General features: G+C 68.4%; 18 protein-coding genes. 3 read left to right on the top strand and 15 right to left on the bottom strand.

From position 1 onward, the window contains the following. Nucleotides 1–78: 78 nt before the first annotated feature. Nucleotides 79–1377: an MFS transporter gene (locus QFZ47_RS19480; protein WP_307657187.1), complete on the top strand. Its 1299-nt coding sequence runs from the start codon at nucleotides 79–81 to the stop codon at nucleotides 1375–1377. On the opposite strand, the gene QFZ47_RS19475 is transcribed toward QFZ47_RS19480, so the two are convergent. From QFZ47_RS19475 to QFZ47_RS19465, 3 genes are all read right to left on the bottom strand, one after another. Then, a complete protein-coding gene (locus QFZ47_RS19475) occupies nucleotides 1338–2399 on the bottom strand; it encodes an adenosine deaminase (protein WP_307657186.1) in 1062 nt (353 codons plus the stop codon). The two genes, QFZ47_RS19480 and QFZ47_RS19475, sit on opposite strands and share 40 nt — an antisense overlap. A gap of 122 nt (nucleotides 2400–2521) precedes the next feature. Continuing rightward, complete coding sequence (locus tag QFZ47_RS19470) at nucleotides 2522–3706, bottom strand: amylo-alpha-1,6-glucosidase (RefSeq protein ID WP_307657185.1); 1185 nt, start codon at nucleotides 3704–3706, stop codon at nucleotides 2522–2524. After that, on the bottom strand, nucleotides 3693–4691 hold the full coding sequence (locus QFZ47_RS19465; protein WP_307657184.1) for a GlxA family transcriptional regulator: 999 nt from the start codon (nucleotides 4689–4691) through the stop codon (nucleotides 3693–3695). The genes QFZ47_RS19470 and QFZ47_RS19465 overlap by 14 nt, the downstream gene beginning before the upstream one ends. Nucleotides 4692–4735: 44 nt before the next feature. On the opposite strand from QFZ47_RS19465, the gene QFZ47_RS19460 reads away from it, so the two are divergent. Then, on the top strand, nucleotides 4736–5887 hold the full coding sequence (locus QFZ47_RS19460; protein WP_307657183.1) for a DJ-1/PfpI family protein: 1152 nt from the start codon (nucleotides 4736–4738) through the stop codon (nucleotides 5885–5887). A gap of 9 nt (nucleotides 5888–5896) precedes the next feature. Here QFZ47_RS19460 and QFZ47_RS19455 read toward each other — a convergent pair whose 3' ends face one another. From QFZ47_RS19455 to QFZ47_RS19435, 5 genes are read right to left on the bottom strand one after another with little or no spacing between them, the layout of a single operon-like run. Beyond that, complete coding sequence (locus QFZ47_RS19455; RefSeq protein WP_307657182.1) at nucleotides 5897–6859, bottom strand: Bug family tripartite tricarboxylate transporter substrate binding protein; 963 nt, start codon at nucleotides 6857–6859, stop codon at nucleotides 5897–5899. A gap of 24 nt (nucleotides 6860–6883) precedes the next feature. Further along, nucleotides 6884–7756, bottom strand: a complete 873-nt coding sequence (locus QFZ47_RS19450) for an amidohydrolase family protein (protein WP_307657181.1) — start codon at nucleotides 7754–7756, stop codon at nucleotides 6884–6886. A gap of 10 nt (nucleotides 7757–7766) precedes the next feature. Beyond that, a complete protein-coding gene (locus QFZ47_RS19445) occupies nucleotides 7767–8960 on the bottom strand; it encodes a CaiB/BaiF CoA transferase family protein (protein ID WP_307657180.1) in 1194 nt (397 codons plus the stop codon). A gap of 18 nt (nucleotides 8961–8978) precedes the next feature. Continuing rightward, a complete protein-coding gene (locus QFZ47_RS19440) occupies nucleotides 8979–9971 on the bottom strand; it encodes a tripartite tricarboxylate transporter substrate binding protein (RefSeq protein WP_307657178.1) in 993 nt (330 codons plus the stop codon). A 33-nt stretch (nucleotides 9972–10004) separates the two neighbouring features. After that, nucleotides 10005–10874: an HpcH/HpaI aldolase/citrate lyase family protein gene (locus tag QFZ47_RS19435; protein WP_307657177.1), complete on the bottom strand. Its 870-nt coding sequence runs from the start codon at nucleotides 10872–10874 to the stop codon at nucleotides 10005–10007. 77 nt (nucleotides 10875–10951) lie between these two features. Between QFZ47_RS19435 and QFZ47_RS19430 the strand changes: the two genes are divergently transcribed. Then, nucleotides 10952–11848 (top strand): LysR family transcriptional regulator, encoded by an 897-nt coding sequence (locus QFZ47_RS19430; RefSeq protein ID WP_307657176.1) that lies wholly within the window; start codon nucleotides 10952–10954, stop codon nucleotides 11846–11848. Nucleotides 11849–11899: 51 nt separating this feature from the next. On the opposite strand, the gene QFZ47_RS19425 is transcribed toward QFZ47_RS19430, so the two are convergent. From QFZ47_RS19425 to xdhB, 7 genes are all read right to left on the bottom strand, one after another. Further along, the gene (locus QFZ47_RS19425) at nucleotides 11900–13072 is read right to left on the bottom strand and encodes a BMP family ABC transporter substrate-binding protein (protein ID WP_307657175.1); all 1173 of its coding nucleotides are present in this window, start codon (nucleotides 13070–13072) and stop codon (nucleotides 11900–11902) included. Nucleotides 13073–13121: 49 nt separating this feature from the next. Continuing rightward, nucleotides 13122–14042 (bottom strand): ABC transporter permease, encoded by a 921-nt coding sequence (locus tag QFZ47_RS19420; protein ID WP_307657174.1) that lies wholly within the window; start codon nucleotides 14040–14042, stop codon nucleotides 13122–13124. 336 nt (nucleotides 14043–14378) lie between these two features. Beyond that, nucleotides 14379–15524: an ABC transporter permease gene (locus QFZ47_RS19415; protein WP_307657173.1), complete on the bottom strand. Its 1146-nt coding sequence runs from the start codon at nucleotides 15522–15524 to the stop codon at nucleotides 14379–14381. Next, nucleotides 15517–17049, bottom strand: a complete 1533-nt coding sequence (locus QFZ47_RS19410) for an ABC transporter ATP-binding protein (RefSeq protein ID WP_307657172.1) — start codon at nucleotides 17047–17049, stop codon at nucleotides 15517–15519. The genes QFZ47_RS19415 and QFZ47_RS19410 overlap by 8 nt, the downstream gene beginning before the upstream one ends. Before the next feature lie 94 nt (nucleotides 17050–17143). After that, nucleotides 17144–18544 (bottom strand): NCS2 family permease, encoded by a 1401-nt coding sequence (locus QFZ47_RS19405; RefSeq protein WP_370880595.1) that lies wholly within the window; start codon nucleotides 18542–18544, stop codon nucleotides 17144–17146. Between the two features lie 78 nt (nucleotides 18545–18622). Then, on the bottom strand, nucleotides 18623–19615 hold the full coding sequence (locus QFZ47_RS19400; protein WP_307657171.1) for a LysR family transcriptional regulator: 993 nt from the start codon (nucleotides 19613–19615) through the stop codon (nucleotides 18623–18625). 126 nt (nucleotides 19616–19741) lie between these two features. Next, entirely contained in the window at nucleotides 19742–22192 is a 2451-nt protein-coding gene (gene xdhB / locus QFZ47_RS19395; RefSeq protein ID WP_307657170.1) for a xanthine dehydrogenase molybdopterin binding subunit, read from the bottom strand.

The following is a 22192-nucleotide window of genomic DNA, read 5'->3' as shown; positions in this document are numbered from 1 at the left end:
CGTCCTGTTTTTTGGAACGATTCGCTCATTATTTTCTGATTTTCAAAACCTTTGCAACGGCGGACACTGCGCCGCAAGATGACTCATTCGACCTCCTCCGTTTCATACTCGCCGCGCCACCGCTGGAAGGTGCTGGCTGCGGGCGTCGCCGCCAACGCGGCGTTCTCCGTGGCCGTCAACGGCATTCCGATGACGGCCGTGCTGATGCGCACCGGCTACCGGCTCGACAACGCCATGCTCGGCCTCGTGCTCGGCCTCATGGGCCTGGGCATCGCCATCAGCGAACTGCCGTGGGGCCTGTTGACCGACCGCTGGGGCGACCGGCCGGTGCTGCTCATGGGCCTGGGCAGCATGGCCGTGGCGCTGGTGGCAATGGCACTGTGGGCCGTGCCTGGCGGCGCGCACATTCCCGGCCTGGGTTGGCTCGGCGGCGGGCTGCTGCTGGTCGGCCTCTTGGGCGGCAGCGTCAACGGCGCCAGCGGACGCGCGGTGATGACCTGGTTCGACGACAACGAGCGCGGGCTCGCGATGAGCGTGCGCCAGACGGCCGTGCCGCTTGGCGGCGGCATCGGTGCGCTGGTGCTGCCGTTCGTGGCACTGCACTTCGGCTTTGCCGCGTTGTATGGCCTGCTCGCGCTGCTGTGCGCACTGGGCGCGGCAGCGAGCTGGGCCTGGGTGCACGAGCCGCCCGTCGCGCCGCGCAGCAACAAGCCCGTGGAAGCGGCGACGGCGGCCAAGGCAGGCCCGCTGCGCGACGCCCGCGTGTGGCGCATCGCGGCCGGCATCGGCATTCTGTGCGCGCCGCAGTTCGCGGTGCTGTCCTTCGGCACGGTGTTCCTGCACGATTTCGGCCATGCGGGCCTCGCAGCCATCACGGCCACGATGGTCCTGGTGCAGGTCGGCGCGATGGTGATGCGTGTGTGGAGCGGCCGCTGGACCGACCGCCGCCGCAACCGGCCCGCCTACCTGCGCGCCTGCAGCGCGCTCAGCGTGGGGCTGTTCGCAGGGCTCGCGCTGCTGGTGATGGCGGCAGGCACGCACGCGGCCGATTCCGCGGCGCTGCGCATGGCGCTGGTAGCGTTGCTCGCGGCCAGCGGTGTCTGTGTGTCGGCCTGGCACGGCGTGGCCTATACGGAGCTGGCCACGCTGGCCGGCGCGGCCCGCGCGGGCACGGCCCTGGGCATGGCGAACACCAGCGTGTTCCTGGCCTGCTTCCTCACGCCGCTCTCGATCCCGCACCTGCTCGCGCTGCAGGGCTGGCCGCTGGTGTGGCTCGTGGCCAGTGCCTGCGCGCTGGTGGCAATGCCGCTGCTGGTGCCGCGGCCCGCCGTGGCCGATCAGAAGCTCGCGAAGACTGCGTTGAGCCGATCGACGTAGGCACGCTTGGCGGCAGCGTCGATGAAGCTGCCTTCGAAGCTGTTGGCCGCAAGCTGCCAGGCCTGCTGCACACCGAGCCCGGTGGCCGCGAAGGTCTGCGTGAAGTTCTGGTTCATGTAGCCGCCGAAGTAGGCTGGGTCGTCCGAATTGACGGTGGCCACCAGCCCCGCATCGAGCAGCGCGCCGAGGTTGTGCTGCGCCAGATCAGGGAACACGCAGAGCTTGAGGTTGGACAGCGGGCACACGGTGAGCGGAATGCGGTCCTGCGCGAGGCGCTTCATCAGCGCCGGGTCCTTTGCGCTCTGCACGCCGTGGTCGACGCGCTCCACCTTGAGCACGTCGAGCGCGCTCCACACATAGGCCGGCGGCCCCTCCTCACCCGCATGCGCGACAAGGTGAAAGCCCAGCTCGCGACAGCGCGCGAACACGCGCGCGAATTTCTCGGGCGGATGGCCGAGCTCGCTCGAATCGAGCCCCACGCCGAGAAACAAGTCACGAAATGGCAGGGCCTGCTCCAGCGTTTCGAAGGCCTCTTCCTCGCTCAGGTGGCGCAGGAAGCACAGGATCAGCGCCGCGCTCACGCCGAGCTTCGCCTGTGCATCGGCGCAGGCGCGGTGCAGGCCGTGGACGACGGTCTCCATCGGCACGCCGCGCGCGGTGTGGGTCTGCGGGTCGAAGAACATCTCGGTGTGCACCACGTTGTCGGCCGCGGCGCGTTCCAGGTAGGCCCAGGCCATGTCGTGGAAGTCCTGCTCCTTCAGCAACACGCTGGCGCCGGCGTAGTAGATGTCGAGAAAGCTCTGCAGGTTGGTGAAGGCGTAGGCGCGGCGCAGCTCTTCGACGCTGGCGTACGGCAGGGCCACGCCGTTGCGCTGCGCGAGCGCGAAGATCAGCTCGGGTTCGAGCGAGCCTTCGATGTGCATGTGCAGCTCGGCCTTGGGCATGGCGCGCAGCAGTTCGGGCAGGCGGTCGGCGGCGATCTTGCCGAAGCTCTGGTCGAAGGCGGGGCGAAAGTCGGTCATGGTGGGGATATCTGGGTTGTGGTTGCGCACAATATAAGCGTAGCGGCCCCCCCGGGGAATGCGTCAGAACGTATACGGCCCATGCCTCCCATGCAGGCCAGCCGCCGCTGCCCTGCAACCCGTCACCATCCCGCCTCGCCACCCTGCAGTGCGCGCTGCGCGAGCAGAAAAGTCGCGGCGTTCCAGCTCTGGCCCGCCATGCCCATCGGCGCCAGCGTGCGGCCGTGGAACCACTCGGTAAAACGCCAGCCGCCGAGCTGGTTCACGTGCGCAAGGCGCGCAAGCTCGGACCAGCCCATGTCATGCAGGCCCAGGCGGGCGAGCGCCATCACCCAGAAGCCGCCCACGAAAGGCCAGATGCCGCCGTTGTGGTACTGGTGCACCACGTTCTGCTGGTGGCGCGCCATGTACGGCCGCCAGAGGGCATGTTCGCGCGTCAGCGGATGCAGCACCACGCGCACCGGATAAGGCTCGCAGGCACCTGCCGCGGCAATGGTCCTGACGATGCGGTTCGCCATCTCCGAATCGGCCAGCCCGCTCTGAATGGCCAGCACGTTGCCGAACACGTCGCCCTCGTTGCCGGCGAATGACAGGTTGACGAAGCTGAGGTACAGGCCCGAATCGGCTCGCCCGCGGCGCGCATAGTGCCGCAGCAGCCGGGCACGGTGGTATTCGGGCAGGTCCTGCTGGAACGGATTGAACAGGTGGTTGAAGTGGTGCTCGGTGGCTTCGGCGTGGTCCAGCGCGAAGCGGCGCTTCACGTCGTACCAGAGCGCATTGCTGTACAGCACGTAGCCCGAGCGCGGCATGATGTCGGCCCAGTCGCTGGCCTCGTTCTGCTGCAGCAGCCGGAAGTGCTGGTGCTCCTGCGCCAGCAGCCAGCCGATGGCGCTTTCCACCTCGCTGCTCCAGTGCGAGGCGCCAACGCTTCCATGGCGGCGCACATGGTCCACCGCGATCAGCCACCACAGCGTGGCGTCGATGCAGCCCAGGTACCAGAAGTCGGCATCCTGGCCATCGGGGTCGACGTACTTGGGAATCTGCCCGTTGGCCGCCTGCTGCGCGGCCAGCGCGTCGAGGCTGGCCACCGCGCCCTGCTCCAGTGCGGGCACGCCGCTGCCGCACATGGCCATCACGCAGATGGCCGCGTCGCGCCCGAAGATGCGCGTGTAGCGCCGCGCCACGGCGGCCTCGGTGCGGCTCGCGGCCAGGATGCCGTGCGGCGTCAGGTTGCGCTCCAGGAGTTGCAGCGAGGCTCGGGAACAGTCGTCGATCAGTGCGAGGGAAGAAGCGTCAGGTGTCGTCATGGGTTCGATAGGCTTGCGGCGTCAGGCCGTGCTGCCGCGCGAAGGCGCGCTGCAGCGCGTCCACCGAGCGGAAGCCGCTGCGGCTCGCGATGCGGTCCTGCGGCCACCGCGTCTGGCGCAGCAGCTGCGCGGCGGCGGCCACGCGGACCTGTTCGACAAAGCGCGCCGGCGTGCAGCCGGTCTCGGCCGCGAAGGCGCGCGCGAAATTTCTCGGGCTCATCTGCACGCGCCCGGCCAGAGCCTCGACCGACAGGTCGTCCTGCGGATGCGTGCCGATCCACGCTACCAGTTCGCGCAGGCGGTGGCTGGCCGAGGCTTGCGCCTGGAGCGCCTGCGTCAGCTGCGGCTGCGCCCCGCCGCGCAGCATCGGCAGCGCCAGCGTGCGGGCGATCTCCATCGACACCGCATGGCCGAGGTCGTCCTCGACCAGCGCAAGCGCGAGCTCGATGCCGGTGGTGACGCCGGCCGACGTCCACACGGGCCCGTCGCGCACATAGATGCGCTCGCGCTGCACCCGCACCTGCGGCCGCAGCGCCTGGAGCTGGTCGCACACGCGCCAGTGCGTGGTGGCCTCGCGGCCGTCGAGCAGCCCGGCCGCAGCCAGCGCGAAGGCGCCGCTGCACACGCTCGCCATGCGGCGCGTGCGCGGCGCCACCTGCCTGAGCCAGGCGCCGATGTGCTGCTCGAGGATGGCCGCGCGCACCGCCGGCTCGTCACCGCCGGCCACGATCAGCGTGTCGATCGACGCGGGCAGCTGCTGCAGGCTGCAGGTGCCCGCAAAGCTCAGGCCGCCGTTCGTCGCCACGGTGCCGCCGGCCGGGGAGGCGATGTGCAGGCGGTACCGGCCGGGATGCATCTGCCCGGCCTTGCTGAACACGCTGGCGGGACCGGCGACGTCGATCACCTCGACGCCGTCGAACACCACCAGCACCACGTCGCTGGCAGAAACCGCGGTTTCTTCGTCCTTGCGGGTCAGGGGCGGCATTCGTAGCCTCTGGGCATCGTCATCTAGTCGACAGGGGAACGGCCATGTGGAGATCGGTAGGAGCGCTGATCGCTGCAAGTATTGCAGCCTTTGTGCTGGCAGGCTGCACGGGGGGCGCGCCGCCGCTGCCGCCCGCGCAGGCCGATGCGGCCCGCAGCGAGCGCGAGAAGCAGGCTTTCGTCGAGGCGCTGAAGCCGCACCGCGCCGGCCGGCCCGTGGTCGCCGTGCTCGCGCTGAACGAAGGCACGGAAATGACCGACCTGCTGCTGCCGCATGCGGTGCTCCAGCGTGCCGACGTGGCCGACGTGCGGATCGTGGCGCCGCGCGCCGGGCGGGTGAGCCTGTATCCCGCACTGGAGGTCGATGGCGCGCAGGACTTCGCCGGCTTCGACCGGCTTCATCCCGTGGGCGCCGACTATGTGATCGTGCCGGCGATGATTGCCGACGACAATCCTCAGGTGGCGGCCTGGCTCAAGCAGCAGGTGGCGCGCGGCGCGCGGGTGATCGGCGTCTGCTCGGGCGCACGCGTGGTCGGCCGCGCCGGCCTGCTCGACGGCCGGCGTTTCGCGGGCCACTGGTACGACCGCGGCACGCTGCTCGCGCGCCACCCCGGCGCCAGCTACGTGCCGCACCAGCGCTACCTGATCGACCGCGGCGTGGCCACCACCACGGGCATCACCGCCTCGGTGCCGGCGATGCTGGCGCTGGTGGAGGCGATCGGCGGAGAGGAGAAAGCCAGGGCCCTTGCAACGGAACTCGGCGTGGCTTCATGGACGCCGGCGCACGACAGTTCGCCGTTCTACCTGGACGCCGGACGCAGGGCGGACTTTTTGCTCAACAAGGCCGCGTTCTGGCGCGGCGAGCGCTGGCGCGTGGACGTGCAGGACGGCGCCGACGACGTCGCCCTCGCGCTGGCCGTCGATGCATGGACGCGCACCGGGCACATCGACGTCGATGCCGCATCGGCCTCGGGCCCGGTCCGGCTGCGCAGCGGGCTGGTGCTGCTGGCGCAACCGGCTCGCGAAGGGGCGAGTCGCCTGTCCCTCTCTTCGTCGCTGAAGCCGGTGCCGCAGCTGGACCGCACGCTGTGCGAGATCGGCGAGCGCTACGGCACGGGGCGGCGCGACTGGGTCATGCAGGAAATGGAGTACCCCGGGCCGGTCGCTGCCTGCGCAGGCCGACCCGCGGCCGCATGAAGGCCAGATTCAATCGACCCGGATATTGCGCGCCTTCACCAGCGCGCCCACCCTGCCCGTCTCGTTCTGCACGAATTTCGCGAAGGCCTCCGGCGTGGTGCCGGCGGGTTCCAGGCCGAGCTGCAGCAGCTTCTGCCTCACCTGGGGCTCGTTGACCGCCGCCTGCACTGCCTTGCCGAGCCGCTGCACGATGTCGGGCGGCGTGCCCTTGGGAAGAAACACGCCGTTCCACTCGACCACGTTGTAGCCCGGCAGGCCCGACTCGGCGAGCGTCGGCGTGTCGGGCAGGCCGGGCACGCGCCTGGCGGAACTCACGGCCAGCGCGCGCAGCTTGCCCGACTGCACATAGCCGAGCGTCGACGCCACGTTGCCGAAATAGGCCGACACCTGTTCGCCCATCACATCGGTCAGCGCGGGTGCGCCGCCCTTGTAGGGCACGTGCATCAGGCTGAGCCTGGCCTGCTCGTTGAGCGCCTCGCCGGCCAGGTGCGAGCCGGTGCCGCCGCCGGCCGAGGCAAAGCTCAGCTTGCCGGGGTTCTTGCGCGCGAAGTCCAGGAACTGCGCCACCGTGCTGTACGGCGCCGTGGCAGGCACGACGAGGATCTGCGGCGCGGTGGCGACCAGCGAGACCGGAATGAAGTCTTTCGCTGCATCGAACGGCAGCTTGCGCAGCGACGGGTTCACCGAGAACGCCGAGGCGTCGTAGAGCACGGTGTAGCCGTCGGCGGGCGCCTTGGCCACGTTGTCTTCGCCGATCACGCCGCCCGCGCCCGGCCGGTTGTCGATCACGATCTGCTGGCCGAGCGCGATGCTCATCTGCTGCGCGACGACGCGCGCGGTGTTGTCGGCGCCGCCGCCCGCGGCATACGGCACCACCATGCGGATCGGCTTCTCGGGCCATGCGGCCCAGCCGAGCAGCGGAACGCAGGCGGCCAGTGCAGCGATGGATTTCAGGAGGGGTCTCTTCGTCATTCGGTCGTCTCGGTCTTTGTCGTTTCAGGAAAAGTCGTAAAGCAGCGCGGGGTTGTCGACCAGCACGCGGCGGCGCTGGGCCTCGTCGGGAATCCATTGGCCCAGCAGGTCGAACAGCACCGCGTCGTCGGGCTTGTTGGCGACGGACTCGGTCGGATGCGGCCAGTCGCTGCCCCACACCACGCGCTCCGGCGCCTGCCGGACCCAGGCCTGCGCGATGGCGCTCGTGTCTGCATAGCCACCTGCGGCGCCGGTCTTCGAGTCGAGGTAGGCGCCCGAGAGCTTGATCCAGGTGCGGCCGTTGTCGCGCAGCCGGCTGACGACGCCGAACGCGGGATGTACCTGCGCATCAGGCAGCGGCAGCCGCGCGAGGTGGTCGAACACGATCGTGCACGGCAGCCGCGCGAGCAGATCCGCATGCGCGGCGATCTGATCGGCGCTCCAGTGCAGCTGCACATGCCAGCCCATGGCATGCACGCGCTGCGCGAGCGGCTCGACCATTTCGAAGCCGGTCGCCGCATTGGCGGCCGTATAGAGCGTGAAGCGGATGCCGCGAATGCCGCCCGCATGCAGGCGTTCGAGTTCGGCATCGGCCACGTCGGGCCGCACCACCGCAACGCCTCGGGTGTGCGCAGGTCCGAGCGCATGGATGGCGTCCAGCGTCACGCTGTTGTCGGTGCCGTGAATGCGCGGCTGCACGACGACCGTGCGCTGCGTGCCGATGCGCTGCTGCAGCAGGCGGTAGTCGGCGGCCGTGGCGTTGTCGACCATGGCATCGGGCGATCCGTACAGCGCGAAGCGGCGGTCGTAGACATGCATGTGCGCATCGCAGGCGCCTGCCGGTGCCGTGCTGGCGGGCTTGCGCGTGCCGCTGCTGTGGGGATAGGCGATGCTCATTCCGCGTCGCTCAGCCGGCCGCATCTCCGGCCCTGCGGGTGTTGAGCACCGTCTCCGTGTGCTGCCCCAGCGTGGGCGCCGCAAAGGGCTCGGGGCCGGGCGTGCGGCCGAACTGCACGGGCCGCGTGAAGCCGCGGTAGGACCCGAGCGTGGGATGCGCGAAGTTCGCCACCATGTTCTCGGCCAGCACCTGCTCGTTGTCGAACATGTCCTCGACCGTGCGGGCCGCGGCGCAAGGCACCTCCTCGCCGAACAGCTCTTCCCATTCGAGCGCGCTGCGCGCGGCCAGCGCCTCGCGCAGGCGCGGCACGATCTCGGAAAAATGCCGCGCGCGCTTGCGCACGGAGTCGTAGCGCTCGTCGGCCGCGAGCTCGGGCAGGCCCACCTTGTCGCACAGAGCGCGCCAGAAATGCGGCGTGTTGGCCGAGATGTAGAGGTGGCCCTCGCGCGTCGGGTGGATGCCCGTGATGCCGCCCGATCGCATGTCGCGCCCCACGTCCTTGGGCTCGCCCTCGGCCCACACCATGCGCGCCGACTGCATCGTGAGCGCGGAGCGCAGCAGCGACACGCCAACGAACTGGCCCTCGCCGCTTTTTTCGCGCTCGTACAGCGCCGAGGCCACGCCGGCGGCCACCAGCGCCGCCGCGTAATAGTCGACCACCGAGCCATAGATGATCTCGGGCGGCTCGCCGCGCCTGCCCTGCAGCGCGCACATGCCGGTCATGGTCTGCAGTACCTGGTCGTAGCCCGCCTTCTCGCGCAGCGGACCGGTCTCGCCATAGCCCGTGAGGCTGCAATAGATCAGCCGCGGATTGACGGCCTTCAGCTGCTCGTAGGCGATGCCCAGCCGCGGCGGCACGCTGGGCCGGAAGTTGTGCACCAGCACGTCGGCCGTGCGCACCAGCGCCATCAGCGCCGCAAGGTCATCGGCCTTCTTCAGGTCGAGCACCACGCCGAGCTTGCTGCGGTTCACGCCGATGAACGCGCGGCTCTCGGCTTCGAGCGTCGACGGGTACTTGCGCAGGTTGTCGCCCGTGGGCGGTTCGATCTTGATGACTTCGGCGCCCTGGTCGGCCAGCAGCGAGCAGCCGTACGGGCCCGCGATGTAGGCACTGAGGTCGAGCACGCGCAGGCCGCTGAGCGGGCCGGTGGGGCCGTTGCGTGCTGGCAGGCGTGCGTCGTCTTTGGTGGCGTCGAAGCTCATGGATATTTTCTTTCTTCCTCAGTCGGCGGTGATGTTCTGTTGCTTCGCCAGTTTCTTCCAGCGCTCGACGTCTTCGGCGATCACCGCGGCGAATTGCGCTGGCGCGAGCGGCGTGGCAATGGCGCCTTCGCGCAGGAAGTTGGCCGCGATCTCGGGCTTGGCCAGGATCTTGTTGACGGCGGCGTTGAGCTTGCCGACCACTTCACGCGGCGTGCCGGCCGGCGCCAGCAGGCCCCACCAGAGCTCGAACTCGTAGCCCGGCACGGCGGTGGACATCGGCGTGAGGTCGGGCGCAATCGGGCTCGGCTTCAGGCTCGTGATGCCCACGGCGCGCAGCTTGCCCGCGCGCACCATCGGCAGCAGCGAAGGCCCGCTCGAAATCAGCAGCTGGGTCTGGTTGCCGACCAGGTCGGTCACGGCCGGGCCCATCCCCTTGTAGGGAATGTGCGCGATCTGCAGGTCGCCCACCTTGGCCTTGAGCAGTTCGGTGCCGAACTGGTTGACGCTGCCCAAGCCGGACGATGCGTAGTTGTACTGCCCCGGCTTGGCCTTGATGGCGGCGATCAGCTCGGCCGGCGTCTTGGCGGGAAACTCGTTGTTCACCGCGACGATGAACGGGCCCTTGGCGAACATGGCCACGGGTGCGAGTCCGTTGATCGGATCGAACGGCAGCTTGGACTGCACGGCCGCATTGGTCGTCATGCTCGATGACACCGCCACCAGCGTGTAGCCGTCGGGCGCGGCCTTGGCGACCTGGCCGGTGCCGGTGTTGCCGCTCGCGCCGGGGCGGTTGTCGATGATGACCGGCTGCTTGAGCTCGTCGCCCAGTTCCTTGGCCACCTGGCGCGCGAAGGTGTCGTTGGAGCCGCCCGCCGGATAGGGCACCACGATCGTGATGGTCTTGGCCGGGTAGGCCGCGGTCTGCGCGAACGCAGCGCTGCTCAACAGCAAGGCGCCGGCGAAAGCGGCCACCGCGAGCGCGCGCGGGCGAAGGGGCGAGGGAATGTGCATCTGTCTTGTCTCCTGGTTTTGTTTGAAAAAGGCTCAGCCCGGCAGCAGGCCGAGGCTGCTCGCGCTCGCGACGATGGCGCGCGCGCGGATCACGAAGGGAATGTCGATCATCTTTCCGTCCACCACATAGGCGCCCACGCCGCCGGCGTCGGCCTCGCGGGCAGCCTCGACCACCTTGCATGCGTGCGCGATTTCCTCGTCAGTGGGACGGAACACTTCGTTGGCGATCGCGATCTGGCTCGGGTGGATGCAGGTCTTTCCGAGGAAGCCGAGGTTGCGCGCCAGCATGGCCTCGGCGCGGAAGCCCTCGACGTCGCGGATGTCGGCGAACGCGCCGTCGTAGGCATAGACGCCCGCCTCGCCCGCGGCCATGCGCATCACGAACATCGCCTGCTGGATGGCGGCCGGCTCGCGCCGCGCGATGCCCAGCGGCTCGAACAGGTCGCCCAGGCCCAGCTGCAGCCCCGCCACGCGCGGATGCGCCAGCGCGAGCTGCGCGGCCGTGCGCAGGGCGGCGGGCGCCTCGATGTTCAGCAGCAGGCCGATGGGCGTGCCCACGCTGTTGGCCTGCTCGGCGCGTTCGATGGCCTCGACCGCGGCGCGCACATGCGCCGGGCTTTCGGGCTTCGGAATGTTGATCAGGTGCACGCCGGGCTGGGCCACCGCCGCGATGTCGTCCGCGAAATGCGCCGTGTCCATCGCGTTGACGCGAACGATCACCGTCTTGCCCGACGCGGCCGGCTCGCCGCTTCGCAGCAGCTGCCGCACGGCATCGCGCGCCTCGGCCTTGCGTGGCTCGGACACCGCGTCTTCCAGATCGAAACACACGCCATCGGCCGCGCCGCCCAATGCCTTGGCGAACAGCTCGGGACGCGTTCCGGGAACGAAGAGTTTGCTTCTCATGCGCCGCAGTGTCTGCGGTTCATGCGTCCGAAAAAACACATGCGACCTACGATCAGATGATAGAAAATCTATCTTTCATGGAAACAGCCTACCTGCAAAGCTTTCTTCTGGTGGTGGAATCGGGTTCCATGTCGGAGGCCGCGCGCCGCCTCGACCTGACGCCCGCGGCCGTGGCGCAGCAGATCCGCACGCTGGAGCGCGAACTCGGCGCACCGCTCGTGGCCCGCGCCGGCCGCACGGTGCAGCCCACTGAAGCGGGGCACCAGCTGGTGCAGCGCGCGCGCAACCTGCTGCGCGAGGTGGGCGACATCAAGGCGCTGCTGGGCAGCGACTCGGCCGGCGGCGAGCTGCTCGTCGGCACCATCAACACGGCCATCCACAGCCTGCTGCCGGACATCCTTGCGCGCTTCGTGAAGACGCATCCCGGCGTCAAGGTGTTCCTGCAGTCGGGCACCACGGCCACGCTCTACAAGGCCGTTCAGCAGGGCGATCTCGATGCGGCCGTGTGCCTCTATCCACCGTATGCGCTTGCCAAGACCTTCGACTGGTCGCTGCTGCGCGAGGAGCCGCTGGTGCTGCTCGCGCCGAGCCGCCTCGCGCGGCGCGATCCGCATGAGCTGCTGCGGACCTCGCCGCTCATCCGCTACGACCGCGCCCTGGGCGGCGGCAAGCAGGCCGACCGCTATCTGCGCGCGGCGGGCATCGTGCCGCAGGAGCGCTTCGAGCTCAGTTCGCTGCTGGCCATTGCCATGATGGTCGACCGCGGCTTGGGCGTCTCGCTGGTGCCAGACATTGCCTCGCCGCTGCTCGACGGCCAGCGCGTGGCGAAGATCCCACTGCCGCTGCCTTCGGAGCCACGGCGCTTCGGCGTGCTGTGGCAGCGCGCATCGCCGCGCCTGCGATTGATCCAGGGCTTTGTCGACAGCGCGCGGATGGTGACCGAAGGGAAGCCGCGCGGCGTGAACCACAAATAAAAAAAGGCCGCCCGCAGGCGACCCTTTTCATGCGTGCAAGGCGCGCAGCGATTACTTCTTGTCGCCGCCCGGGACCTTGCCCTCCACGCCCTTGACGTAGAAGTTCACGCCAGACAGGAACTTGTCGTCGGCCACCGCGTCCTTGGCGACCACTTCCTTGCCGTCCTGGCCCAGGATCGGGCCCTTCCAGATCGCGAAGCTGCCGTCCTTCAGGCCCTTTTTCACTGCCTCGACCTTGGCCTTGGTTTCGGCCGGCACGTCCTCGGCGATCGAGACGATGTCGATGGCGCCTTCCTTCACGCCCCACCAGGCCTGGCCCGTGGCCCACTTGCCGTCGAGCGCGTCCTGCGTGGCCTTGATGTAGTACGGCGCCCAGTTGATGGTGGCCGAGGCCAGGTGCGCCTTGGGACCGTAGGCGGTCATGTCGGAATCCCAGCCGAAGGCGCGCTTGCCCTTTTCCTGCGCGGTCTTGAGCACGGCCGGCGAGTCGGTGTTCTGGAACAGGATGTCGGCGCCGCCGTTGATGAGGGCGGTGGCGGCTTCGGTTTCCTTCGGCGGGCTGAACCATTCGTTCACCCACACCACCTTGGTGGTGATCTTCGGGTTGACCGACTGCGCACCCAGCGTGAAGCTGTTGATGTTGCGCAGCACCTCGGGAATCGGCACCGAGCCGACCACGCCGAGCGTGTTGCTCTTGGTCATGGCGCCGGCAATGACGCCGGCCATGTAGGCGCCTTCATACGTGCGGCTGTCGTAGGTGCGCATGTTCTCGGCGGTCTTGTAGCCGGTGGCATGCTCGAATTTCACGTCCTTGCTGTCGGTGGCCACTTTGAGCATCGGCTCCATGTAGCCGAAGGTGGTGCCGAAGATCAGCTTGTTGCCCTGCCCGACCATGTCGCGGAACACGCGCTCGGCGTCGGCGCCCTCGGGCACGCTCTCGACGAAGGTGGTCTTGATCTTGTCGCCGAATTCCTTCTCGAGCGCCTTGCGGCCGTTGTCGTGCGCGAAGGTCCAGCCGCCGTCTCCCACCGGGCCGATGTATGCGAATGCGATGTTGAGCGGCGCAGCCGGTGCCGGTGCGGCGGCAGCGGGCGCCGGTGCCGGCGCGGGGGTCGCGGCCGGTGCAGCCGCTTCCTCTTTCTTGCCGCAGCCGATCAGGGCCGCCGAAGCGACCGCCGTGAGGGCGGCCAGCTTGAGCAGGGAGCGCTTGTTCAGATCATTCATTGTCGGAAATCCTCAAAAAGGACAGGTTGGCGGAAAACGAGAAGCGAGATTATGAGCCGGGGTAGAACGGTTTTCCGATCGAAGCGGGCATGTTGATGCGAATGAAGGCCGGGTTGCGCGAGATCAGCGCCAGCACCACGATGGGCGCGATGTACTGCAGCATGCTGAGGAACTGCGGCGGCACGTCGACACCGCTGCTCTGCAGGTGGAAGCCCAGCATCGAGACGCCGCCGAACAGGTAGGCGCCCAGCAGCACGCGGATCGGCCGCCAGGTGGCAAAGGTGGTGAGCGCCAGCGCGATCCAGCCGCGGCCCGCGACCATGCCTTCGACCCACAGCGGCGTGTAGACGGTGGAGAGGTACGCCCCTGCCAGCCCGCACAGCGCGCCGCCCGCGATCACCGCCATGAAGCGGATGCGCCGCACGGGGTAGCCGAGCGCATGCGCCGACTCGGGAGACTCGCCCACCGAGCGCAGCACGAGCCCGGCGCGGGTGCGGTAGAGAAACCAGATCAGCCCGAAGGTCAGGACGACCGCGAAATACACCATGGGATGGTGGCGGAACAGCGCAGGCCCGACGAGCGGAATGTCGCCGAGCACCGGCAGCGCGTACGACACGCTTTCGGGCAGCTTGGCCTGCACGAAGTTGATGCCCACGAAGGCGGAAAAGCCGACGCCGAACAGGCTGAGCGCAAGCCCGGTGGCGTACTGGTTGGTGTTGAGCCAGATCACCAGCACGCCGAAGAAGGCGGCAAGCAAGGCACCGGCGGCCATGCCGGCCAGGAAGCCGAGCCAGGGGTCGTGGGTGACGACCACCGTCGCAAAGCCGGCGATGGCGGCACAGAGCATCATGCCCTCGGCGCCCAGGTTGACGATGCCGGCCTTCTCGTTGATGAGGAGGCCGAGTGCCGCGATGGCGAGCACGGTTCCGGCGCTCAATGTGGAACCCAGCAGGAGTGCGTAGCTGTCCATTTTCAGTTGCTCCGGCGCGGGTTGCTTGTTTGATGCTGTTGTTCAGGGCGCGTGCACAGGCCACCGGGTACTCCCCTCCGCGAATGTCCCCCGCCTTCGGCTCCTCCTTTATTTCGCTGCGGGGAGCACCCGATGCCCTGTGCACCTGGGCACGCGGCCGGTGTACCGCTGATCAACCAGCGCTCTGTCCAACGCTCCCGCTGATGGGGTGCCTTGCGCAGCGAAATAAAGGAGGAGGCCGAAGGCCGGGGGACATTCGCGGAGCAAGGTACCCCGTCGGCGGGAGCGCGCCCTGAATGACGAACGGCGCGACACAACGAAAAGCAAGGCTTCATGCTAGAGCGCTCCTTCGTTCGGCCGCGCAACGGGCGCAGTGAGCGGCGTGCTGACTTGCAGCGAGCCCGTCGTGAGCGTGACGGCCTTGGCAGCGGCCTTCCGGCGGATGCGGTAGGCAATGAGCGTGTCGCAGGCCAGCAGCGTGAAGAGCAAGAGGCCCTGGAACACGCCGGTAAGCGACTTGGGCAGGCCGAGGCGCGACTGCGCAAGCTCGCCGCCGATGTAGAACATGCTCATGAGAATGGCCGAGAACACCATGCCCACCGGATGCAGCCGGCCGACGAAGGCCACGATGATGGCCGCGAAGCCGTAGCCCGCCGGCACGTAGGGCGTGAGCTGGCCCAGCGGGCCGGCGACTTCGAGCGCACCGGCCAGGCCCGCCGCGCCACCCGAGGTCAGCAGCGCGATCCACACCGCGCGCCGCGCCGAGAAGCCCGCGTAGCGCGCGGCAGCCGGTGCGAGCCCGCCGACCTGCTGCGCAAAGCCCGCCCGCGTGCGGAACAGGAACACCCAGAGCGCGCCCACGCCCAGCAGCGCGATGATCAGCCCGATGCTCACGCGCGAACCCTTGAAGAGCCGCGGGATCTGCGTCACGGCCTCGAAGGTTTTCGACTGCGGAAAGTTGTAGCCGTGCGGGTCTTTCCAGGGGCCGAACACCATGTAGCCCAGCAGCAGCGTGGCCACGTACACCAGCATCAGGCTCACCAGAATTTCGTTGGCATTGAACCGGTCGCGCAAAAAGGCCACGATGCCGGCCCACACCATGCCGCCGACGGTGCCGGCGATGAGGATGGCCACCACGATCCACGAGCCCGTGGTCTTGTCGGCCATCAGCGCGACGCCGCCCGCGGCGATGGCGCCGAACACGAACTGGCCCTCGGCGCCGATGTTCCAGACGTTGGAACGGAAGCACACCGCCAGCCCGAGCGCGATGATGAGCAGCGGCGTGGCCTTGATCGTCAGCTCGCCGATCGCGTAGCCGCTCTTGATCGGTTCGTAGAAGAACACCAAGAGGCCCTTGACCGGGTCCTTGCCGAGCGCGGCGAACAGCGCCACGCCGATCAGCACGGTGATCAGCAGCGCGAGGATCGGCGAGGCAAAGGTCCAGAAGCGCGACAGCTCCGGGCGGGGTTCGAGCTTAAGCATGGGCGGCCTCTTTCTTCTTCTCGTTCTGTCCTTGCCAGAGGCCGCTCATCCATTCGCCGATCTGCGGCAGCGTGGCGGCCGCGCGGTCGATGGAAGGCGACAGCCGGCCCTTGGCAATCACATGCAGCCGGTCGCTGATGTCGAACAGCTCGTCGAGCTCCTCGCTGACCACCAGCACCGCGCAGCCGGCGTCGCGCAGCGCGAGGATCTCGCCGCGGATCAGCGCGGCCGCACCCACGTCCACGCCCCAGGTCGGCTGCGAGACGATGAAGAGCTTGGGGTTGGCGTCGATCTCGCGGCCGACGATGTATTTCTGCAGGTTGCCGCCCGAAAGCGAGCGCGCCGCCGCGTTCGGCCCGCCGGCCTTGACGTTGAAGCGCGCAATGATGGCCCTGGCGTGCTTTTCGAGCGCCGCCGTGCGGATCCAGCCGCCCTTGCCCACCGCATTGCCGCGCGTGAGCAGCAGGTTGTGCGCGAGCCCGAGCGTGGGCACCGCGCCGCGGCCCAGCCGCTCCTCGGGCACGAAGTGCAGGCCCATGGCACGCCGCGCGCGCGGCCGCAATCGGCCGGCGGGCTTGCCGAACACCTGCACCATCGCAGGCTCGGCGCGCACGTCTTCGCCCGAGAGCGTGTAGAGCAGTTCCTTCTGCCCGTTGCCGGACACGCCCGCAATGCCGAGCACCTCGCCGGCCCGCACCTCGAACGAGATGCCGTCGAGATCGACGCCGAACTGGTCCTCGCGCGCCAGCGTGAGCGCGTCGACGCGCAGCGCCACCGCGCCCGCATGCACCGGCCGGTGCTGCAGCGGCGGCGGCTCGCTGCCGATCATCAGCCGCGAGAGCGATTCGTTGCTTTCGTTCTGCGGATTGCACACGCCCGTGACCTTGCCGCCGCGCAGCACCGTGCAGGCCGTGCACAGCTCGCGGATCTCGTGCAGCTTGTGGCTGATGTAGAGGATGCTGCAGCCTTCGGACGCGAGCTTGTTGAGCACCGTGAAGAGCTTGATGACGGCCTGCGGCGTCAGCACCGAGGTCGGCTCGTCGAGGATCAGGAGCTTGGGGCTGGTGAGCAGCGCGCGGATGATTTCCACGCGCTGCATCTCGCCCACCGACAGCGTGTGTACCGGCCGCGAGGGATCGATGTCGAGGCCGTATTCGCTCGCCTTGGCCGTGATGCTGCGCGCCACCTCGGCCAGCTGCAGCGATTTGTCCAGGCCCAGCCACACGTTCTCGGCCACCGTGAGCGTGTCGAACAGGCTGAAGTGCTGGAACACCATGCTGATGCCCAGCGCCCTCGCCTGCTGCGGGTTGCGCAGGTTGACGGCCTGGCCGTCGAAAACCACCGTGCCTTCGTCGGGCTTGACCGAGCCGTAGATGATCTTCATCAGGGTCGATTTGCCGGCGCCGTTCTCGCCGAGCACGGCATGGATCTCGCCGGGTGCCACGGCCAGCGAGATATCGCTGTTGGCCACCACCGCGGGGTAGCGCTTGGTGATGTTGGCGAGCTGGAGTCTGGGGGTTGTCATGCCGGGTTTTCGTGGGTTGGCTGGCTCGTTCAACATCAAAGGCGGGGACAGTTTAATAGCGTCCCCGCGGCCACCGCCCCCGGCGGCGCCACGCTCAATGTCCGCCGATGTAGGCGAACTTGAACAGGAACACGGCGGCAATGACCCAGACCATCGCATGCACTTCCCGTGCCCGGCCGGTGCACAGCTTGAGCACCGCGTAGGTGATGAAGCCGAAGGCCAGCCCATTGGCGATCGAATAGGTGAAGGGCATGGCCAGCGCGGTCACGGCCGCGGGGATCACCTCGGTCGTGTCTTCCCAGTCGAGCTCGACCAGGTCGCGCAGCATCAGGCAACCCACGAAGAGCAGCGCCGGCGCGGTGGCATAGGCCGGCACCGAGCCCGCGAGCGGCGAGATCATCAGGCAGGCGAGGAAGAGCAGCGCCACCACCACCGCCGTGAGGCCGGTGCGCCCGCCCGCCTGCACGCCGGCCGCGCTTTCCACATACGCCGTGGTGCTCGAGGTGCCGAGCAGCGAGCCCGCGAAGATGGCGCCGCTGTCGGCCAGCAGCGCCTTGTTCATGCGCTCCATCTTGCCGGGCACCAAGAGCCCGGCGCGCTTGGCCACGCCCATCAGCGTGCCGGTGGCATCGAACATCTCGACCAGGAAGAACACCAGCACCACGTTCAGGATGCCGCCCTTGAGCGCACCGAGGATGTCGAGCTGCATGAAGGTGGGCGCGATGGACGGCGGCGCATCGAACACGCCATGGAACTTGTTGCCGCCGAAGAAGAACGACAGCACCGTCACCAGCATGATGCCGATCAGGATGGCGCCCCGGACCTTGAGCCGGTCGAGCGTCACGATGACGAGGAAGCCCACGGTCGCCAGCACCACCGGCGCCGAATGCAGGTCGCCCAGCGTGACGAAGGTGGCTGGCGAGGCGGCGACGACGCCCGCGCTCTTGAGCGCGATGAGCGCCAGGAACATGCCGATGCCCACGGTGATCGCCGTTCGCAGCGACTGCGGTATGCCCTGTATGAACAGCTCCCGCAACCCGGTGACCGTGACGATCAGGAACAGGCAGCCCGAGATGAACACCGCGCCCAGCGCCACCTGCCACGTGTAGCCCATGCCCAGCACCACCACGTAGGCGAAGTAGGCGTTGAGCCCCATGCCCGGCGCCATGGCGATCGGGTAGTTGGCGTAGAGGCCCATGATCAGCGTGCCCAGCGCCGCGATCAGGCAGGTGGCCACGAAGACCGCGCCCTTGGGCATGCCCGCATCGCCGAGGATCGACGGGTTCACGAAGATGATGTAGGCCATCGTCAGGAAGGTGGTGAGCCCCGCGATGACTTCGGTGCGCACCGTGGTGTTGTGCTCGCCGAGCTTGAACATGCGTTCAAGCAGGCCCGAGCCGCTTGCGCCGCCCATGGCCGCGCGCGGACGCGCGGACTCGACATGCCCCGACACGCGGGGCTCGGCGCCTTTGGGCGCCTGTTCAAACGTACTCATTTCGCTCGTCTCCAGCTGTTGTATCGGCGGTTGCTTCATCGTTGCTCCGCTCGCGACGCCGGCGCGAGCGGGGATCTCTCAGGGATCGGAGGTTTCAGGCGCGGTGGGCAGGTGCGCCAGGGCGGCCGGCAGCGCGGAAACCGGTGGACGCAGCGACGCCGCCACGTCCTTGATGCATTCGCGCAGCCAGCGCGCGGAACTCGACGAATGGGTGCGCTCGTGCCAGAGCTGGTAGTACATGAGGCGCGGCAGCGCGACCGGGCAGTCGAGGATCTTCACCGGCAGCCGCGCGGCAAAACGCTCGCAGTACTGGCGGCCGGTGGTCAGCACCAGCAGGCTCGATGCGACCATGTCCGGAATCAGGCTGAAGTGCGCGCAGCGCGCCGTGATGTTGCGCTGCCGGCCGAGCTCGTCGAGCATCTGGTCGATGATGCCGCGCCCGCCCGGGTGCATGGGCGTGGGCGCGATGTGCTCGGCCGCGAGCCAGGTCTCCAGGTCCCAGCCGCGGCGCACGGCCGGATGGTCCTGGTTGACCAGCGACACCACCTCGTCGCCGAAGAGCCGCGCCATGTGCAGGTCTTCCGGGGGCTTCTGCCAGTTGCCGATCACCAGGTCGACCTGGCCGAGCGCCAGATGACCGTGGTAGTCGGAGTCGGGCGAGAGCGCGTGGATCTCGATCTGGCACAGCGGTGCCTCGCGCTTGACGTGCGCCACCAGCATCGGCAGGAACAGCGGGTCCATGTAGTCGCTTGCGGCGATGCGGAAGGTGGTGGCCGCCGACTGCGGCTCGAAGCCGCGCGCATCGGAGAACAGCATCTCGGCCGCGCGCAGGATGCTCGCGGCCGGCTCGATCATCCGCAGCCCCGCATCGGTCGGCACCATGCCCGAGCCCGAGCGCACCAGCAGCGGATCGCCCGACAGTTCGCGCAGGCGCTTCAGTGCGGCCGAGACGGCCGGCTGGTACATGCCCAGGCGAATGGCGGCGCGCGAGACGCTGCGGTCGGTCAGCACGGTGTGAAGCACCCTGATCAGATGAAGATCGATCTTGTCGAAAAGCGCCTGGTCACGCATGGCGTTCTCCCCGGACAGCCGGCAACACCAGCGGCCCGGCAAAGCCGGTTCCGCGGTATTTCGCGAAGGAGATCAGGGAGTAGGACATTAAGAAAACTTTGGACATGCGCCAAAGTCTACGAGTGGCTAGGCAGACTGGACGGCGGTGATGGCGCGAAGGATCGACTCGCTCGTGGCCGGCGCCTTCAGCGGCGGATCGATCTTGTGGCCACCGGCCGCCGACACCGCATCGCGGATCGCGAAGAACACCGAGAACGGCAGCAGCAGCGGCGGTTCGCCCACAGCCTTGCTGCGGTGGATCGAGTCCTCGAAGTTCTGGCCTTCGAACAGGCGCACGTTGAAGACGGGCGGGCAGTCGTTGGCCGTTGGAATCTTGTAGGTGCTGGGCGCATGCGTGGTGAGCATGCCGCTTTGCGGATGCCACACCAGCTCCTCGGTGGTGAGCCAGCCCATGCCCTGGATGAAGGCGCCTTCGACCTGGCCGATGTCCACGGCCGGGTTCAGCGACTTGCCCGCGTCGTGCAGGATGTCGGCGCGCAAGAGCTTCCATTCGCCGGTGAGCGTGTCGACGATCACCTCGCTCACTGCCGCGCCGTAGGCGTAGTAGAAGAACGGGCGGCCCTGCATCTTGTCCTTGTCCCAGCTGAGGCCCGGCGTGGCGTAGAAGCCGTCGGACCAGAGCTGCTTGCGGTCGAGGTATGCCTCGCCTACCACGGTGCTGAAGGCCAGCGAACGGCCGTTGACCTCGACCTTGTCGTTGGCAAAGCGCACCTCGCCCGCCTTGCCGCCGTGGCGCTCGGCCGCGCTCTCTGCCAGCCGTTCGCGGATCTGCCGCGCCGCATCCTGCGCGGCCTTGCCGTTCAGGTCGGCGCCGGTCGATGCGGCCGTGGCCGAGGTGTTCGCCACCTTGGTGGTGTCGGTCGCGGTCACGCGCACGCGCTCGAAGCTCACGCCCAATTCATGCGCCACCACCTGCGCCACCTTGGTGTTGAGGCCCTGCCCCATCTCGGTTCCGCCGTGGTTCACCAGGATCGAGCCGTCGGTGTACACATGCACCAGCGCGCCGGCCTGGTTGAAGTGCTTGACGTTGAACGAGATGCCGAACTTGAGCGGCGCGAGCGCCAGTCCGCGCTTGAGCACCACGCTCTTCTGGTTGAAGGCTGCGATCTCTTCGCGCCGCGCGCGGTAGTCGCTGCTGGTTTCGAGGTCGGCCACCAGTTCGTGAATGATGTTGTCGGTCACGGTCTGGCGGTACGGCGTGACGTTGTTCTGGTCCATGCCGTAGAAGTTGGCGCGGCGCACATCAAGCGGATCGCGCTTCAATTCGCGCGCCACCGAATCCATGATGTTCTCGATGGCAATGGCACCCTGCGGCCCGCCGAAACCGCGGAAGGCGGTGTTGCTCTGCGTGTTGGTCTTGCCCGAATAGCCGTGCATCGCCACGTTGGGCAGCCAGTAGGCGTTGTCGAAGTGGCACAGCGCGCGCGTCATCACCGGGCCCGAGAGGTCGGCCGAATGGCCGGCGCGCGAGACCATGGTGATCTCCGCGCCGAGGATGCGGCCCTCGTCGTCATAGCCCACGTCGTACTCGTACCAGAAGCAGTGGCGACGGCCGGTGACCATGAAGTCGTCGTCGCGGTCGAGCCTGAGCTTGACGGGGCGCTGCAGCTGCCGCGCCGCGATGGCCGCCACGCAGGCGAACAGCGCCGACTGCGATTCCTTGCCGCCGAAGCCGCCGCCCATGCGCCGGCATTCCACATGCACTTCGTTCGATTGCAGGTGCAGCGCATGCGCCACCAGGTGCTGCATTTCGCTCGGATGCTGCGTCGAGCAGTGGATGTGCAGCGCGCCGCCTTCCTTCGGAATGGCGTAGCTGATCTGGCCTTCGAGATAGAACTGCTCCTGCCCGCCCACGTCGAGCGTGGCTTTGTGGCGGTGCGGTGCGTGGGCGATGGCGGCGCGCACTGCGGCTTCGTCGCCTTCGTTGGCTGCGCCACCGCTGCGCACGATGTGCATCGGCGGCACCACGTACTGGCCGCGCGCATGCGCCTCCTGCGGCGTGAGCACAGGCGGCTCGGCCTCGATGGTCATCGCGTCCTTCGCCTTGGCGGCGGCACGGCGCGCGGCCTCGCGCGTTTCGGCGATCACGGCGAACACGGGCTGGCCGAGGTAGCGGATCTGGCCGCCATCGTTCACGGGCAAAAGGATCGGATCGTCGTGAACGATCGAGCCGCAGTCGTTGGTGCCGGGAATGTCGTCGGCCGTGAGCACCGTGACCACGCCGGGCATTGCGCGGATGGCGTCGAGCGACAGCGCCGTGACGCGGCCGTTGGCGGCGGGCGACAGGCCGAGCGCGCAGTGCAGCGTGCCGGTGATTTCGGGAATGTCGTCGATGTAGGTCGCTTCGCCGGCCACGTGCAGGTGCGCCGATTCGTGCGGCCGGCTGATGCCGACGCGCGCGCCAAGATCGTGCGCGATCGCTTCGGCCACGGGGTCGATGCGCGCGGCGGTGTTCTTGAGGTAGTCGGCAAAGGCCTCGGCGGGCTGCAGCAGGCGGGCGTCGATGGGTTTGTTCAT

This window comes from Variovorax paradoxus, from assembly GCF_030815975.1.
GTDB classification, from domain to species: domain Bacteria; phylum Pseudomonadota; class Gammaproteobacteria; order Burkholderiales; family Burkholderiaceae_C; genus Variovorax; species Variovorax paradoxus_N.
The sequence above is the reverse complement of the archived record's forward strand: the minus strand, read 5'-3'. Positions and strand labels throughout refer to the sequence as shown.

Excerpts from the sequence above, each read along its gene's own strand:
- QFZ47_RS19480 (WP_307657187.1), top strand. The coding sequence starts at position 79 with ATGACTCATTCGACCTCCTCCGTTTCATACTCGCCGCGCCACCGCTGG.
- QFZ47_RS19475 (WP_307657186.1), bottom strand. The coding sequence starts at position 2,399 with ATGACCGACTTTCGCCCCGCCTTCGACCAGAGCTTCGGCAAGATCGCC.
- QFZ47_RS19470 (WP_307657185.1), bottom strand. The coding sequence starts at position 3,706 with ATGACGACACCTGACGCTTCTTCCCTCGCACTGATCGACGACTGTTCC.
- QFZ47_RS19465 (WP_307657184.1), bottom strand. The coding sequence starts at position 4,691 with ATGCCGCCCCTGACCCGCAAGGACGAAGAAACCGCGGTTTCTGCCAGC.
- QFZ47_RS19460 (WP_307657183.1), top strand. The coding sequence starts at position 4,736 with ATGTGGAGATCGGTAGGAGCGCTGATCGCTGCAAGTATTGCAGCCTTT.
- QFZ47_RS19455 (WP_307657182.1), bottom strand. The coding sequence starts at position 6,859 with ATGACGAAGAGACCCCTCCTGAAATCCATCGCTGCACTGGCCGCCTGC.
- QFZ47_RS19450 (WP_307657181.1), bottom strand. The coding sequence starts at position 7,756 with ATGAGCATCGCCTATCCCCACAGCAGCGGCACGCGCAAGCCCGCCAGC.
- QFZ47_RS19445 (WP_307657180.1), bottom strand. The coding sequence starts at position 8,960 with ATGAGCTTCGACGCCACCAAAGACGACGCACGCCTGCCAGCACGCAAC.
- QFZ47_RS19440 (WP_307657178.1), bottom strand. The coding sequence starts at position 9,971 with ATGCACATTCCCTCGCCCCTTCGCCCGCGCGCGCTCGCGGTGGCCGCT.
- QFZ47_RS19435 (WP_307657177.1), bottom strand. The coding sequence starts at position 10,874 with ATGAGAAGCAAACTCTTCGTTCCCGGAACGCGTCCCGAGCTGTTCGCC.
- QFZ47_RS19430 (WP_307657176.1), top strand. The coding sequence starts at position 10,952 with ATGGAAACAGCCTACCTGCAAAGCTTTCTTCTGGTGGTGGAATCGGGT.
- QFZ47_RS19425 (WP_307657175.1), bottom strand. The coding sequence starts at position 13,072 with ATGAATGATCTGAACAAGCGCTCCCTGCTCAAGCTGGCCGCCCTCACG.
- QFZ47_RS19420 (WP_307657174.1), bottom strand. The coding sequence starts at position 14,042 with ATGGACAGCTACGCACTCCTGCTGGGTTCCACATTGAGCGCCGGAACC.
- QFZ47_RS19415 (WP_307657173.1), bottom strand. The coding sequence starts at position 15,524 with ATGCTTAAGCTCGAACCCCGCCCGGAGCTGTCGCGCTTCTGGACCTTT.
- QFZ47_RS19410 (WP_307657172.1), bottom strand. The coding sequence starts at position 17,049 with ATGACAACCCCCAGACTCCAGCTCGCCAACATCACCAAGCGCTACCCC.
- QFZ47_RS19405 (WP_370880595.1), bottom strand. The coding sequence starts at position 18,544 with ATGAGTACGTTTGAACAGGCGCCCAAAGGCGCCGAGCCCCGCGTGTCG.
- QFZ47_RS19400 (WP_307657171.1), bottom strand. The coding sequence starts at position 19,615 with ATGCGTGACCAGGCGCTTTTCGACAAGATCGATCTTCATCTGATCAGG.
- xdhB (WP_307657170.1), bottom strand. The coding sequence starts at position 22,192 with ATGAACAAACCCATCGACGCCCGCCTGCTGCAGCCCGCCGAGGCCTTT.